Source organism: Actinoalloteichus sp. GBA129-24, from assembly GCF_001941645.1.
GTDB lineage: Bacteria > Actinomycetota > Actinomycetes > Mycobacteriales > Pseudonocardiaceae > Actinoalloteichus_A > Actinoalloteichus_A fjordicus.
In genome coordinates, this window is the sequence record NZ_CP016077.1 from 2,115,424 (window position 1) to 2,130,104 (window position 14,681).

The following is a 14,681-nucleotide window of genomic DNA, read 5'->3' on the forward strand; positions in this document are numbered from 1 at the left end:
GGTGATGTCCGAGTGGTTAGAGAAGGCAGGCGGAGGAGATGGCCAACCCGTTCGTGAAAGCTTGGAAGTACCTGATGGCGGCGTTCTCGTCGAAGATCGACGAGCATGCCGACCCCAAGGTGCAGATCCAGCAGGCCATCGAGGAGGCACAGCGGCAGCACCAGGCTTTGTCCCAGCAGGCCGCAGCCGTCATCGGTAATCAGCGCCAGTTGGAGATGAAGCTCAATCGGCGTCTGGGCGACGTCGAGAAGCTTCAGGCCTCGGCGCGGCAGGCGCTGGTCATGGCGGAGGACGCCATGGTCAAGGGGGACGCGGAGAAGGCGACACAGTACGAGAACAGCGCGCAGGCCTTCGCGGCTCAGCTCGTCAGCGCGGAGCAGGAGATCGAGGACCTCAAGAGCCTCCACGACTCGGCGATCCAGGCCGCGGGCGAGGCCAAGCAGGCCGTCGAGCGCAACTCGATGCAGCTCCAGCAGAAGATCGCCGAGCGCACCAAGCTGCTCAGCCAGCTTGAGCAGGCGAAGATGCAGGAGCAGGTCTCCAGCTCGTTGCAGAGCATGAGCGAGCTGGCCGCGCCCAAGAACACCCCGAGCCTCGACGAGGTGCGGGACAAGATCGAGAAGCGCTACGCGACGGCCATGGGGCAGACGGAGCTGGCGAAGAACTCGGTGCAGGGCCGGATGCTGGAGGTTCAGCAGTCGACCATGGACATGGCCGGTTCCTCGCGTCTGGAGCAGATCCGCGCCTCGATGCGGGGCGGCGGCGCTGCGGGCGAGGTGACCAGCGGACAGGCTGCTCCCACGCCTGCGACGCAGGCCGTCCAGCAGCCGGGTCAGCAGCAGCCGGGCCAGGCCTGAGTCACCGACGACGATGGCCATCGACAAGCGTGACTGGGCCAGGCACGCGTCCTCGGTCGGCCGGCTCGGTATCGAGCTGGCCGACGAGGTGCGTCGGGGCGTCTCCACCTGGCGTGATCCACGGGCCAAGGCGGAGCGACGCCGGAAGCGCGCGAAGCGTGGCCTGGGGTTTCGCGTCGGGCTGGCCGCGCTTGCCGGGGCCGGGGCGTTTCTGATCGGAAGCGATCCGGGGATCGAGTTCGGCGAGGTGGTGCTGGGCGGTGTCGCCGTCGCGGCCTCTGCCTCGTCGGTCTCCTCCGCCATCCGCGTCAATCGGCTGTATCGGACGCCGCTGCCTGCGGCCGCCGCACCGCCGCCGGAGCTGCCGCCGGTCTCCTCGGCGGCTCGGGCGCCGATTCAGCGGCTCACCGCAGCGGAGGAGAGTCTTCGCGAACTGCTGGACCGGCTGAGCGATCCCGCATCGGGCGTTCCGCTGGACTCGGTGGTGCAGACCCGCCTGACCGCCGCCGACGCGGCCTCGGCCGTGCGGGACGGCGCGGAGCGCCTGCAGGTGGTGGAACGGGCCGCTGAGGCGGCCCCGCCCGCTGAGCGGGCGGGGCTCGCGCCGGAGATCCGGCGGCTGGCCGAGCAGCTTGACGAGAGCGTCGACGGCTACGGCAGGCTCGTGGCGGCCGCAGGGCGGGCCGTGGCGGCCTCGGCCTCGGCTGCCGAGCCGCAGGCCGCGCTCACCGACGCCTCCGACCGGCTGGCGGGACTGGCGGCCGCGCTGCGCGAGCTGTCGCGTGGACCGGGGCTGTGAGACGAAGCCGGGGCGTGACGAGCCAGGGGCTGTGACGAACCCAGGGCCGTGACGAGCCTGGCCGGAACCGTGCCAGCCCCCGGCTCGTGCCCCGGAGCGGGTGGAGCGTGCCCGGTGACGCGGACTGTGCGGAAGCGGGGCCGGCGGATTTTCCGAAGCGACGGTCGCGACCCGTGTCGAGGGCCGGACCGGCCGGGTTCGCGGGACGATCCGTGTCGACGGACCCGACTGCATAGGCGAAAAGCGACGGCGATCCGGTGACTGATCGGCACCGGCGCCGACCCGGTCACGCTCGGGTGGTTCGCTCCGGGCGGGCAGCGTGTTCTCGCGGCGGAGCCGTGGGATCCGGACACACTGCCTGTTACTTTCCGTAACATATTTTCGGCATTCTGGCCGAAAAAGCCTGCTTTCTTCGTACATCCGAGTGATATCGGATAGTTATCTGCCGTTGTTGGCTACAACCCGTGGCAGGATCGCCCACTACAGCACCTGTCGGGGGTGAGGTAGTTGGCGCTGTGGGCTGTCCGCGGCGGCGGTCGCTCGGTACGAGACGGGGTCGCCGTCGCGGCCGATGAGCGGCTCAGCTGGCCGGTGACGATCGGTTTCGGGTTACAACATGTCTTCGCGATGTTCGGCGCCACGGTGTTGGTGCCGCTACAGACCGGGTTCCCCGTCACCACCACGTTTCTGTTCTCCGGGCTCGGCACGCTCCTGTTCCTGCTCGTCACCCGGAATCGGGTGCCCAGCTATCTCGGCTCGTCCTTCGCGTTCGTCGCGCCGTTGAGCGCCGCGCAGGCCGACGGCGCCGGGCCGGCCGTACTGCTCGGCGGTGTGCTGGTCGCCGGGCTGCTCCTGGTCATGGTGGGCATCGCGGTGAAGGCGCTGGGCGCCAGGCTGCTGGACTCGCTGATGCCTCCGGTGGTCACCGGTGCCGTCGTGATCCTGATCGGCTTCACGCTGGCGCCGATGGCCGCCGAGGACGTCGGCGCCCAGCCTGCCGTCGCGCTGATCACCCTGCTGAGCATCATCGGCATCGCGATTCTGGGCCGTGGGCTGCCTGCGCGGCTGTCCGTGCTGCTCGGGGTCCTCGTCGGCTGGGCGGTGGCCCTGGTGGTCGACGGTGTCGACCGGGAGGCCGTCGTCCGCCTCGTCGAGGCGCCCTGGATCGGCCTTCCCGAACTGACCTCGCCGATGGTGTCGCCCTCGACGACGCTGCTCGTGCTGCCGGTGATCCTGGTCGTGGTCGCCGAGACCGTCGGCCACGTCAAGGCCGTCGCGGCCGTCACCGGTCGAGACCTGGACGGCAGTGTCGGGGACGCGCTGATCGGCAACGGGCTGGCCACCGCCATGGCAGGCGCGGGCGGTGGATCCGCGACGACGACCTACGCCGAGAACATCGGCGTCATGGCGGTGACGAAGGTCTACTCCACGGCGGCGTACGTGATCGCCGCCCTGATCGCCGTCCTGTTGTCGCTGTCGCCCAAGTTCGGCGCCTTGATCCTGACGATGCCGCTCGGGGTCCTCGGCGGCGCGACGATGGTCCTCTTCGGTCTGATCGGACTGGTGGGCGTTCGGATCTGGGTGGACAACCGAGTGGACCTCGGCGACCCGGTGAATCTGCTCGTCGCCGCCGCGGCGCTGATGGCGGGCATCGGTGATCTCACCTTCGTGATCGGCGGCGTCGAGCTGGGCGGCGTCGTGTGGGGCTCGCTGCTCGTCGTGGTGCTCTACCCGCTGCTGAGCAGGTTGTCGAGACGACTGGGGCGGGGTGGCTGAGCGCGCCGGAGGGTGCCCGCACGCTCGTCGCCTCCTCGGCCGTTCCGGTGCACGGGGCGGCTTCAGATGTCTGCCCGTCGCCAGGACGGCAGGCGCGGCATCGGACCGGCGGTCACCACTCCGTCAGAAAGACGCCCCAAGACCTGGCGATGTCGACGTCGTCTCGTCCGCCGGGAGAACCGGGCCCTTGTCAGGCCGAGACCCGAAGCGCGCGCTCGGGCCTGCGGCGGCGGTAGCGTGCCGACGGCCTGCGTGGCAGACACCCGGTGAGCCGCACCGTCGGCGAGGACACGTCCCCCGTGCCCGGAGGTCGAGACTCAGCCCGCCTCCGAGTCCTCCTCGGCACGCGCCCGGGTCCGGCGGCCCCGACCTGCCCGCAGGACCCTGGCCAGCAGCAGATTGAAGGCCAGGGAGACCTCACGGGCGCCGGGAGTGCCCCACTGATGGATCGGCATGCACGCGCCCTGCGCCTGCTGCACGGCGAGCCGATCCGGCAGCACGACCGGCATCACCAGCGGGCCGAAGATCTCCCGCAGCTCGTTGATCCGGAACTGGTGTTCGTGCGAACGCGGCCGGACGCGATTGACCACGACGCCCAGCGGCTGGAGCTCGGGATTGTTCTCGTCACGCTCGGTCTGCACGGCCTCGAAGGCACGCTGCACGCCGGAGACCGCGAACATCGTCGGCTCGGCGACCAGCAGCGCGCGATGCGCGGCGACCAGTGCGGATCGGGTCAGCCTGCCCAGCGAAGGGGGACAGTCGAGTAAGACGAGCTGGAAAGGCCGTTCCTGGGCGATGTTCAGCTCGTTGACGGCACCGAGGACCCGCGACAGGGTCGACAGTCGTTTCAGGCTGGGGTCGGGCGTGTTGTGCAGCTCGGCGTCCTCGGAGCCGACGAGCACATGGACGTCCTCACCCCAGCCGCTGGGCACGACGGCCGAGGCCAGCACGGAGGGACTCGGTTCGGCCAGGACGTCGGCGAGGTCCGCCTCGGCGTCCTCGGGTTCCAGCGCCGACGTCGCATTGCACTGCGGGTCGAGGTCGACGACCAGGGTGCGCAAGCCGCGTCGCATGGCTGCCGAAGCCAGTCCCAGCGCGACGGTCGTCTTGCCCACACCACCTTTCAGGCTGAGGACTGCCACGGTATGCACGGGTGCAGCCTACGGGCAGTGGCCAGTGGGCCGGCCAGTGCGCGGGTGCTCTTCGATCTCCGGACGGCCGCTGCCGCGCGGGGTCGCGTCCACGCCGAGGTGCGCACGCAGGGCCGTTAGGCTCTGCGCCATGCGTTCCGAGGCCGTCCACCGCGTTCTGATCGCCGAACTCGCCGCCGCGCGAGCCCGGCAGGCGGGCCGTGCTCCGCGCGCCCCTCGTGTCCTGGACGTCGGCGGCGGCACCGGAGTGTGGGCGGTGCCCATCGCGGCGTCCGGCTGCGCCGTCACGGTGATCGACTCCAGCCCGGACGCCTTGGCGACGCTGCGCCGCCGAGCCGCCGACGCGGGCGTCGCCGAGCGCGTGCTCGGCGTGCAGGGCGACATCGAGACGCTCGGCGACCTCGTCCCGTCGGCCGACGTCGACCTCGTGCTCGGCCACGACGTGCTGGAGTTCGTCGAAGACCCGGCCGCGGCCCTTCGGTCGCTCGCGGCCGTGCTCGTGCCCGGTGGAGCGGTCTCGGTCCTGGTGTCCAACCGCTATGCGGCCGTGATCCATCGCACGCTCGCGGGCAGGCTGGACGAGGCGCGGGAGTTGTTGACCGACCCGGCGGGGCGGCTGGGCTCTCGGGACGGGACCCACAACCGGGACCCGCTGCTGCGGCGTTTCGACGCCGCAGGACTGTCGGCCCTGCTGAGCGAGGCGGGGCTGGCCGTCGAGACGGTGCAGGGCGACGGGGTGCTGTCCGACCTGGTTCCGGGCACCGTCCTGCAGACCTCCCTCGCGACGGGGGAGACGCTGACCGAGCTGGAGCGGGCGGCCGTCGGACACCCCGCACTGCTCGCGACGGCGACCAGGCTGCACGCGCTCGGCCGACGAGACGAGGGCACCGTCGAATCCAGAGTCGAGTCGATCACACCCTGAGAACGGGAAATGCCTGCTCACCCCGGTTCAAACCTCGAACTTCGCTCGATCCGGGCCGAGTTCGTGGCATATGAAAACGCTCGGGTGCCCAGACCGGGTAGTCGAGGCGTGCTGTGCCTCGTATCCTTAGGGATGACACCCCACGTGAGGTGTCCACCGGGGTCTAAGGCCACGAGACCATCCGGTGCCCGCGACCCCAGTGCCGGAGGAGGAGCAATGCCACTCTCCGAGCACGAGCAGCGACTGCTCGACCAGATCGAGCGCGCGCTCTATGCCGAGGACCCGAAGTTCGCCTCCAGCGTGCGTGGAGCACGACTGCGCAAGCCCGCCAGGCGTCGCCGCCTGCAAGGCATCGCGCTGCTGGTGGTCGGTCTCGTCATGCTGGTGCTGGGGGTGGTCCTGCCGGTGCGTGTGGCGGACATCCCGATCATCAGCGTGCTCGGCTTTCTGCTCATGTTCGGTGGTGTCGCCCTGATGCTGATGGCTCTCCGTTCCACACCGGCGGAGGGCGAGGAGTCTCAGGGCGAGACTGCGGAAGAGAGTGCGGCACCGCCGTCGCGCCGTCCGAGGAGCTCCTTCTCGCAACGTATGGAGGAGCGATTCCGCAGGCGCATGGACGGTGATCGCTGATCACGCGTTCCGATCACCGTCCCTCCCGGTGAGGGCGGTGATCGGGACCGCGATCCGAGACGTCGCTCGCGGTCGACCGCGATACCGACGTTCCGGGTCTCGTCAGGCTGGGGGCGGCCTCGCTCCCGCCTGGTCGGCGGCTTCGGCCTGACCGCAGGCCGAAGGCGCGGACCGCGTCTCTCGCGCCCTGCGCCGGTGTTCGGCCCTCGGTGCTCGTGGTGTCGTCGAGTTCCCCGCGATGCCCGTGACCCCCTAGCTCGCCGTCGACGCCCTCAGGTCTCCTGCGGGGCGGCTCGTGGCGTCCGGCTGCTCCGGCCTGTGGCAGGACCCCCGTCTCGTCTCCGTGACAGCGTCCGTGCCGTCGGAGCCGGTCGACTCGCCGTTCTCGTGGTGATCCGGTCGGCTGCCCTCGGCTCGGTTCGGCGGATGCCCGCGGGATCAAAGGGCCCCTCGGCGCAGGCGCCGAGTCCTCATGGTGGTACGGGATTCCGTTCCACCCGCGTTGTGTCCCGGCCGACGTGTCACACCCTGCGCGCCCGCCACTCTGATCGCCGTCGGCGGCCGAGGCCCGCAGCCCGCCGATCTGTCCGGCCTCGATCCTGCCGACGTCGGACGCAGTCACTCGGCCTTGAGCCCCCGTTCGGCCGGACTCGACGGCGGCCCGCCCGGATCGACGTCTCTTCCGGCGATCCAGGCAGGCCGCCCGACCCCCGCGAGTCCGCCGGTCGGACCGCGCCCGGTGTGCCCGTGCGTGCCTCGCAGGCTCAGGCCCGCCCGGTTCTGGGACGCAGCACCGAGCGGGGCAGCAGTCGCGCCGTCCACGACATCGGTGCGGTCTGTCGCAGGCTCTGCGCGACGGTGTGCATGGCCGCAGGCAGTGTGGGATCGACCTGTCCAGCCTGCCCGTACCAGTCACGTTCGACCTCGGAGACCAGCGTGCCGAGGGCGTGGGCTCCGCGAGGATCGAGCGAGAACTGCCGGATCAGCCTGCCCGCCGTGGTTCGCACCGTCTCGCTCGGGCTGACGTCGGTGCCCCGATCGCCCGCCTCGGCCAGCAGTTCGCGCCAGGCGGCGCTCGCCGCACCCGGGCCGAGCGCCGAGATCGTGCGGAACCGGGCGGTGCGCTGTCGAGACCGCAGGAAGGAGGGGCCCAGCAGGCCGCAGACCGCCGCCAGCGGCACCAGTGGCAGCCACCACCACCCGGCCGGTCCGGCGGGGAGCAGCAGCCACCACAGCCACGGCAGCGCGGCGGCGAGCGCAACGGCGAGCAACAGCATCCGCAGGCGGAGTGTGCCGTCGGCGTCCGGCGGACCGGCTCGACCCGTCCGGCCCGACGGGACGGATCGTCCACCGAGCCACGACAGCACCGCCGCTCCCAGCATCGCGAGCAGCGCCGCCGCCGTCCAGATCCACAGGGCGCCGGGCGGGGCGCCCTTGCTCGGCGTGGCGCCGCCGCCCAGGCTCAGGTCCTGCGAGGTGGCGTCGTCGGTGGTGGAGGTGCTCGTCGTGGTCGTCTCCGCGGGCGCCGTGTCCTCAGTCGGCGTCGGCGTGTCGACCTGGTCGGGCAGGTCCTCGTTCAGGTAGTTCGGAGTGATCATCCGGCCGTCGGAGGGCGTCGGTTCGAAGGTCACCCAGCCGATGTCCTGGAAGTAGGCCTCCACCCACGCGTGGGCCTCTCGGGTGCCGATGACCCGGTACTCGCCCGCGTTGTAACCGCCGGTGAAACCGAGGGCCACCCGGGAGGGCACTCCGACGGTCCGCAGCAGGGCGGCCATCGCCGAGGAGAACTGCTCGCAGTAGCCGGTCCTGGAATCGAGCAGGAAGTCGCTCAACGCGTCGGAATGGCTGCCCTGCTCGGTCTCGAGGCTGTAGGTGAAGCCGTTCTCCGGCTCGGTGAAGAAGTCGTTGAGCGCCTTGGCCCGGTCCGCGGCGGTGGGCGCGCCTGCGGTGATCTCGCCTGCCAGGGCGATCACCTCGTCGGGAATGCCCTCGATGTTCAGATACACCGGATCGACGTCGACCGGGTCGGGTGCGGCCTGGAGCTCGGCGAAGCTAGGCGTGGCGAGGGAGGTCTCCACGGTGTAGGGCTCGGCGATCTGACGATCGCCGTAGACGGTGCCGCTGCGCTCGTCGTACCGCCAGCTGTCGTCCACGCCGCGCAGCGCGGTCGGCGTCCCGTAGACCGGCAGCCACGGGTCCTCGAAGTTCGTCGGTTCGATCTGCACACTGGTGATGTCGGACGGGATCGGCGTGCCGACCGGCAGCGGCAGCGCGCCCTCCGCAGGCCCGCCGTCCTGCAGCGGCCCCATCTCCCAGCCCTCGCCCGCGACGTACTGGTCGAGCGTGAACAGCCGTAGATACCGGGGATCCTCCAGGCCCCGCACCCGGAACAGCTCCACGTCGCTCTGGTTCAACTGGCCGCGCAGCGAGGTGAAGGGCTGGAACCCGATGCCCTGGGTCCCGCCGCCGGTGCCGGGCAGCCTGCCGTCGGTGCCGATGAACGTCAGCGTCGAGCCCATGCCCAGCGCCAGCACGGCCGCTGCGGCGGTGATCGCCACCATGGGAGACCGCCCCGGCTCGGTCCGTCCGGAGCCCGACCCGCCCGCCCGCCGCCAGCCCAGGGCCTTGAGCCTGCCGTCCACCGCGAGCAGGGTCGCGAATCCGACGGCGCCGAGGACGAAGGTCCACCACGGCAGCATCTCCGGTGCCAGTGACGCGGGCACCGCGAACACGGTGAGCAGCACGAGCCCTGCGGCGGCGGGAGCCTTGACCGACACCGCGAGCAGGTCCACCAGGATCGCCACCAGACCGAGCGCCGCCACCAGCACGGCGGTGATCGCGGCCGTGGTCTCGATCGGCGGAATGCCGATCCGCACCTCGGAGGTGGCCTGCATGAGCAGCGACTGAAGGTCGTCCACCGCCTCCGGCCCAGGCAGGACCATGAGGACGCCCTGCCTGCTGAAGACGGCGGTGATGAGGAAGACCAGCACGATGAACTGACACGCCACCACCAGCGGCGCGGGAACCTGAAGCGTGCGCAGCAGGATGCCCGCGCTGACGATCGCCACGACGGCCACGACGGCGAACAGCAGCCAGCTCATCGGCGCGACCACGCCTGCGATGGCCGTGGCGGCGCAGATCACCGCTCCACCCGCGACGGCCGCGGTCGCGGAGTCCTGCTCCCGTGCCGTCCACGACACGCTCATGCGTTCCTCCCGTGATCGCCTGCGTAGACGGCCGCACCGCGTTGCAGGTCCGCCCGACACAGCTCCGCCCAGATCGCGCTCATCACCTGGTCGGGTCGGGCGACGACGACCGACCAGCCCGCCGCCCGCAGTAACGCCGCAGCGGGTGCCGGATCGGGTGCGGCAGGCTGATCCGAACCGGCCCACGCGCGCACGTCCACCAGCACCGCCGCGCTGCGCAGTCCCCTCGGTCGATGCCGAGCCAGCTCCTCCGCGGCGCCGGGCGTGACCGCGCCGAGCACGGCGAAGGTCTCCTGGCCCGCACCAGGATCGCTCGTCCATCGCAGGTCACGGCGGTGGGACGGGGCGAGCATGGCGAGCGCGTCGAGCACCCGTGAGTCCCCGTGCCCGCCGTCGCCGGACCCGCCCGCCAACACCTGTCCGTCATCGGTGCACAGCCGGACCTGGTGGCTGAAGCGGTGCAGGTGCACGCACACGCTGGCCGCGAACGAGATCGCCCATTCCAGACTGGACGTCGGGCCCATTCCCCGATGCGCCGCCGATCTCGTGTCGAGCAGGACGGTCGTCCCGCCCCGCCACGGGCGGTCCTCGACCCGCACCATCAGCTCGTCGCGTCGTGCCGTCGACTTCCAGTGTACCTTCCGCAGATCATCGCCCTGGCGATACGGCCGGACGATGGCGTCGTCCTCGCCCTGCCCGGAGCGCAGCCGGATCGAGCCGTCCTCGCCTGCGCCCAGCCCGGAACCGCCCGGCACGCCGTGCAGCGTCTGCACCGTCGGGACCACGATCACCGAGGACGTGCCTGCGGTCTCTCGGTCGAACTCGGCGAGGCCGAAGCTGTCGGTGACCTTCAGCAGCAGCGGTCCCACGCGGTGGAAGCCGCGTGTCGACGGCCTGATCCGATAGCTCAGCAACAGCGGTCTGCGCTGATGCGGCCGAGGAGTGAGAAAACGGGGCCGCTCACCGACGGCATAGGGGACCGAGTCCTCCAACAGCAGCGATCCGGCGCGCAGCCTGCCCCGACCCCATACTCGCAGCCGGACCTCGGCCGAGTGGCCTGCCTGCACGCGGGTGGGGACGATCAGCCGCTCCACCGCCACCCCGCTGCTCGACCGGCTCGCCACCCCGGCGGCGATCAACGGCAGCGCGATGGTGAAGAGCGCGACCCTGGCAAGGTCGCGCTCGTTGAGCACCAGCGCGCACAACGCCGCCGCGATCCCCGCCGCCAGCAGGCAGCGCCCTCGGGTGGTCAGTCCTGCCAGTGCCCTGCGCATCGTCCGCCTCGAACTCGACATCGTGACATCGGTGGCCCGTCGGGATCACTCCCGGCAGGAATCAGACGTGCTGCCCGGGTGTGGGCCACTCGCCGGGTTGTGCGCCGCGCGGCGGACCGCCGCCCGGTGGCACGGGACCGCCGCCCTGCGGAACGGGGACGCGGTGCAACAGCGCTCGCACCAGCTCGGACGACGTCCGCCGCGCGGCATGGGCCTCGGCGGTGAGCACCAGTCGATGAGCGAGGACGGGGATCGCCACCGCCTGCACGTCGTCCGGGACGACGAAGTCCCTGCCCAGTAGGGCGGCCTGTGCCCGAGCCGCCTTGACCAGATGCAGGGTCGCCCTCGGCGAGGCACCCAGCCGTAGCTCGGGAAGTCGTCTGCTGGCGGACACGAGCTCGACGGCATAGCGCCGGACCTCGGTGGCCAGGTGGACTCCTCGGACCGCCTTGACGAGTTCGAGGACGTGGGCGGCGGTGGAGACCGGCCGCAGGTCGGCCATCGGGTCGTGGCCGGAGTGCTCGTCGACCATCGCCAGCTCGGCCTGCGGGTCGGGGTAGCCGATGGAGACCCGAGCGGTGAAGCGGTCTCGCTGTGCCTCGGGAAGGGCGTAGGTGCCCTCCATCTCGACCGGGTTCTGGGTCGCCACCACCATGAAGGGCGCGCCGAGCGGATAGGTCTTGCCGTCGACGGTCACCTGATGCTCGGCCATGCACTCCAGCAGCGCCGACTGGGTCTTGGGCGAGGCTCGATTGATCTCGTCGCCCACGACGATGTTGGCGAAGACCGGTCCGGGGCGGAACTCGAACTCGGAGTTCTGCCGGTTGTAGATGGAGACGCCGGTGATGTCGCTCGGCAGGAGGTCCGGGGTGAACTGGATGCGGCTGACCGTGCAGTCGATCGACTTGCCCAGCGCCTTGGCGAGGGAGGTCTTTCCCACTCCCGGCACGTCTTCGACGAGGAGGTGTCCCTCGGCGAGCAGCGTCACCATCGCCGTGCGCACCACCTCCGGCTTGCCGACCAGCACCCGTTCCACATTGGCCGAGATGGCGCCCGCGACCTGCTGCACCTCGCCGAGACCTGCGGTCGGCCGGGCCTCGGGCGGCTCACCATGCTGCGCCGCGGGTGGCGCGGTGGGATGAATACTCGACGTCACACGACCTCCTGTGCTGTTCGGTGCCGCCGCAGCCGGTGGACCTCTGGGGTTCTGGCGAGGCACGGAGGGCGATGACCGGAGTGCGTCACGTCGGTCGACGGTGTGTGCCGACGTCAGTCTGTCGGTCGTGCACCGAGCGGCGAGCAGCGTCGCACTCAGTCTGTCAAACCTCGGTGCGATCCCCCATGGCGGTTGAAGATCCTTTGCGGCAGGAGTGACGCCCTGGGCACTGGCCGCGTTGCTCGCCGGCGGTCGTTCCACCGTCACCCACTTCGCTCCCGATCGCCGGGCGAGCCCGGCCGGGCGGTGTCCGATCTCGCCTCGACGCCCGCAGAAACGCCTCGCGCGATCGGGTGGTTGCGGGGGAGGCCCGTCACGGTGCTCCGGGGCGCCCCACCACGCCCCACCTCAGGGCGCACCCCTCTCAACAGGCAAAACGTCGACACGATCGAGCCGGGGCGCGCTCGTTTCGCGTTGACTGTGGTGCATGGTGGGGTAATGTGGCCGCCGGTGGGGCAGACGGGGGCCCTGTCGCCGATCTCGTCGGATCGGTGGGGGAGGTGGCGCGCGATGTTCCTCGGCACACACACTCCCCGACTCGACGACAAAGGCAGGTTGACGCTTCCTGCCCGGTTTCGCGACGCGCTGGCAGGGGGGCTGATGATTACCAAGGGACAGGATCACTGCCTCTTCGTCTTCCCGCGCGCGGTCTTCGAGGAGATGGCGCACAAGGTCGCGCAGGCACCCTTCACCAACGAGTCGGTCCGCGCGTACCAGCGGTACCTGTTCGCGGGAACCGACGAGCAGCGGCCGGACGGGCAGGGGCGGATCTCGATCACCCCGGACCTGCGGCGTTATGCGGGCCTGACCAAGGACTGTGTCGTCATCGGCGCGATCAGCAGGCTGGAGATCTGGGACGCCTCGGCGTGGGAGCGATACCTGGACGATCACGAGGACGGCTACGCGCAGGCTCGGGAGGAGGTGCTTCCGGGAGTCTTCTGAGCCGGAGGAAGTCCTCCGCGGTGCGGCGTCCTCCGCACGGCACAGCGGTGAGCGCGGTTCGGATGCTGTGAGGCCTCGGTCCGCTCGGTCCACGGTCCTGGCACACCTTCCCCGGTGTCAGGGCAGGCGGGCGGGCGGGGACCTGACGGTATCCGCCCTGGTGATCACGCGACAATTCATCTCAGTTCGCAGTCGCGCCACCGTGGGAGGGGGCCACCATGACAGAGAAGAACACGCCGTCGAGAGCGGACGGCCGGGCCCGACACGTGCCGGTCCTGCTCGATCGGACATTGGAACTGCTCGGGCCCGCGCTGTCCGGCGATCAACCGGTCCTCGTCGACGCCACGCTGGGGCTCGGTGGGCACACCGAGGCATTCCTGACCGCGTATCCGAGCCTCACCGTCGTCGGTCTCGATCGGGACCCGCACGCTCTTCGCCTGGCGGGCGAACGGCTCGCAGGCTTCGGTGACCGAGCCAGGCTGGTGCAGGCGGTCTACGACGAGCTTCCCGAGGCACTGGCGGGCCTGGGCATCCCGAGAGTCGACGGCGTGCTGTTCGATCTCGGCGTCTCCTCGATGCAGCTCGACGAGACAGAACGAGGCTTCGCCTACGCGCAGGACTCGCCGCTGGACATGCGGATGAACCCGGAGACCGGGCCGACCGCCGCCGACGTGCTCAACGAGTACGCCACCCGAGATCTGGCCAGGGTGCTGCGCGTCTACGGCGAGGAGCGCTTCGCCTCCCGGATCGCCGCCGCCGTCGTCCGCGAGCGGGCCAAGGCACCGTTCGTCACCAGCGGCAGGCTGGTGGAGCTGATCTACGACTCGGTGCCCGCCGCGACGCGCCGCACCGGCGGCCACCCCGCGAAGCGCACCTTCCAGGCGCTGCGGATCGAGGTCAACACCGAACTGGACGTGCTGGGCAGGGCCGTCCCCGCCGCCGTCGACGCGCTGCGGACGGGCGGGCGGGTGGTGGTGCTCTCGTACCACTCCCTGGAGGACCGCATCGTCAAGCAGGCGCTGGTCGGACGATCCCGGTCCACCAGCCCCGAGGGGCTGCCCGTCGAACTTCCCGGCCACGGACCGGAGTTGAGGCTGCTGGTCCGGCGAGGAGAACAGGCGAGCGAGGACGAGGTGGCGGCCAACCCGAGAGCCGCCTCGGTGCGGCTGCGGGCCGCCGAGCGGATCAAGGAGGCGTCGGGATGAGCACGGGAATGCGGACCCCCGGCCGAGCGGGTCGCAGCAGGACGGCGACCAGCATCCAGACGGCCCGCCGGGGCCGTCGTCGACGCCTCTCGGCCGTGCTGCCCAGGAGACGGCCGGGCTCCGCACCGAGAGCGCCCTTCGTGCTGCTGGTGATGGCGCTGCTCAGCGCGGGGCTGATCGGCACGCTGTGGCTGTCCACCTCGGCGGCCTCGGACTCCTACGAACTCAGCGACCTGCATGCCGAGGTCGCCTCGCTCACCGAGGACACCGAGCTGCTGCGGCAACAGGTGGCGGAGCTGGAGGCGCCGGGAACGCTGGCCGAGAAGGCGGCCGAGCTGGGCATGATCCCGGTGGAGGACCCGGCCCGGCTGCTGGTGTCGCCGGACGGGTCGGTCGAGCTCGTCGGCGAGCCGTGGCCCGCCGAGGCCGACTCTCCGGAGGAGGCGGCGTCGGGAGCAGCGCCGGAGGCAGGGGGCGATGGGGACCCCGAGCAGCAGGCGGGTCTGGTGCCCCCGGTGGACGGGGAGACCGACGAGGCGACCGGCGACGAGAGCCGGGCCGAGGACGCTCCGGCCGACGAGGAGGACACGGAGAATCCCGAGGATGCCTCGGATGCCGGGACCTCCGAGAACGCTGAGAACTCCCAGAACTCCCAGAACTCCCAGGACTCCGAGACCACTGAGAACTCCGAGGCACCCTGATG

General features: G+C 71.0%; 12 protein-coding genes. 8 read left to right on the plus strand and 4 right to left on the minus strand.

The genetic code is table 11. The annotated features are described in order from the left end of the window. Positions 1–38: 38 nt before the first annotated feature. The 3 genes from UA75_RS09570 (at position 39) to UA75_RS09580 (ending at position 3,432) form a co-directional block, all read left to right on the plus strand. The gene (locus UA75_RS09570; RefSeq protein WP_075739945.1) at positions 39–857 is read left to right on the plus strand and encodes a PspA/IM30 family protein; all 819 of its coding nucleotides are present in this window, start codon (positions 39–41) and stop codon (positions 855–857) included. A 13-nt stretch (positions 858–870) separates the two neighbouring features. After that, entirely contained in the window at positions 871–1,656 is a 786-nt protein-coding gene (gene pspM, locus UA75_RS09575) for a phage shock envelope stress response protein PspM (protein WP_075739946.1), read from the plus strand. A 507-nt stretch (positions 1,657–2,163) separates the two neighbouring features. Next, positions 2,164–3,432, plus strand: a complete 1,269-nt coding sequence (locus UA75_RS09580) for a uracil-xanthine permease family protein (protein ID WP_075739947.1) — start codon at positions 2,164–2,166, stop codon at positions 3,430–3,432. A gap of 317 nt (positions 3,433–3,749) precedes the next feature. Here UA75_RS09580 and UA75_RS09585 read toward each other — a convergent pair whose 3' ends face one another. After that, positions 3,750–4,583 (minus strand): ParA family protein, encoded by an 834-nt coding sequence (locus UA75_RS09585; RefSeq protein ID WP_075739948.1) that lies wholly within the window; start codon positions 4,581–4,583, stop codon positions 3,750–3,752. 130 nt (positions 4,584–4,713) lie between these two features. On the opposite strand from UA75_RS09585, the gene UA75_RS09590 reads away from it, so the two are divergent. Next, a complete protein-coding gene (locus UA75_RS09590; protein ID WP_075739949.1) occupies positions 4,714–5,505 on the plus strand; it encodes a class I SAM-dependent methyltransferase in 792 nt (263 codons plus the stop codon). Between the two features lie 216 nt (positions 5,506–5,721). Then, positions 5,722–6,135 (plus strand): DUF3040 domain-containing protein, encoded by a 414-nt coding sequence (locus UA75_RS09595; RefSeq protein ID WP_075739950.1) that lies wholly within the window; start codon positions 5,722–5,724, stop codon positions 6,133–6,135. A gap of 764 nt (positions 6,136–6,899) precedes the next feature. Here the strand turns inward: UA75_RS09595 and UA75_RS09600 are convergent. The 3 genes from UA75_RS09600 to UA75_RS09610 all read right to left on the minus strand — a co-directional run bounded on the left by UA75_RS09600 (position 6,900) and on the right by UA75_RS09610 (position 11,771). After that, positions 6,900–9,341, minus strand: a complete 2,442-nt coding sequence (locus UA75_RS09600; RefSeq protein ID WP_075739951.1) for a transglutaminaseTgpA domain-containing protein — start codon at positions 9,339–9,341, stop codon at positions 6,900–6,902. Continuing rightward, complete coding sequence (locus tag UA75_RS09605) at positions 9,338–10,615, minus strand: DUF58 domain-containing protein (protein WP_075739952.1); 1,278 nt, start codon at positions 10,613–10,615, stop codon at positions 9,338–9,340. Before UA75_RS09605 ends, UA75_RS09600 begins: the two co-directional genes overlap by 4 nt. Before the next feature lie 61 nt (positions 10,616–10,676). Beyond that, positions 10,677–11,771, minus strand: coding sequence for an AAA family ATPase (locus tag UA75_RS09610; RefSeq protein ID WP_075739953.1), 1,095 nt, complete (start codon positions 11,769–11,771; stop codon positions 10,677–10,679). Between the two features lie 570 nt (positions 11,772–12,341). Here UA75_RS09610 and mraZ point away from each other — a divergent pair. The 3 genes from mraZ to UA75_RS32695 all read left to right on the plus strand — a co-directional run bounded on the left by mraZ (position 12,342) and on the right by UA75_RS32695 (position 14,679). Continuing rightward, on the plus strand, positions 12,342–12,773 hold the full coding sequence (gene mraZ / locus UA75_RS09620) for a division/cell wall cluster transcriptional repressor MraZ (protein ID WP_075739955.1): 432 nt from the start codon (positions 12,342–12,344) through the stop codon (positions 12,771–12,773). 218 nt (positions 12,774–12,991) lie between these two features. Then, a complete protein-coding gene (gene rsmH, locus UA75_RS09625) occupies positions 12,992–13,978 on the plus strand; it encodes a 16S rRNA (cytosine(1402)-N(4))-methyltransferase RsmH (protein ID WP_075739956.1) in 987 nt (328 codons plus the stop codon). After that, positions 13,975–14,679 (plus strand): hypothetical protein, encoded by a 705-nt coding sequence (locus UA75_RS32695; RefSeq protein ID WP_157434082.1) that lies wholly within the window; start codon positions 13,975–13,977, stop codon positions 14,677–14,679. The genes rsmH and UA75_RS32695 overlap by 4 nt, the downstream gene beginning before the upstream one ends. Positions 14,680–14,681 lie beyond the last annotated feature (2 nt).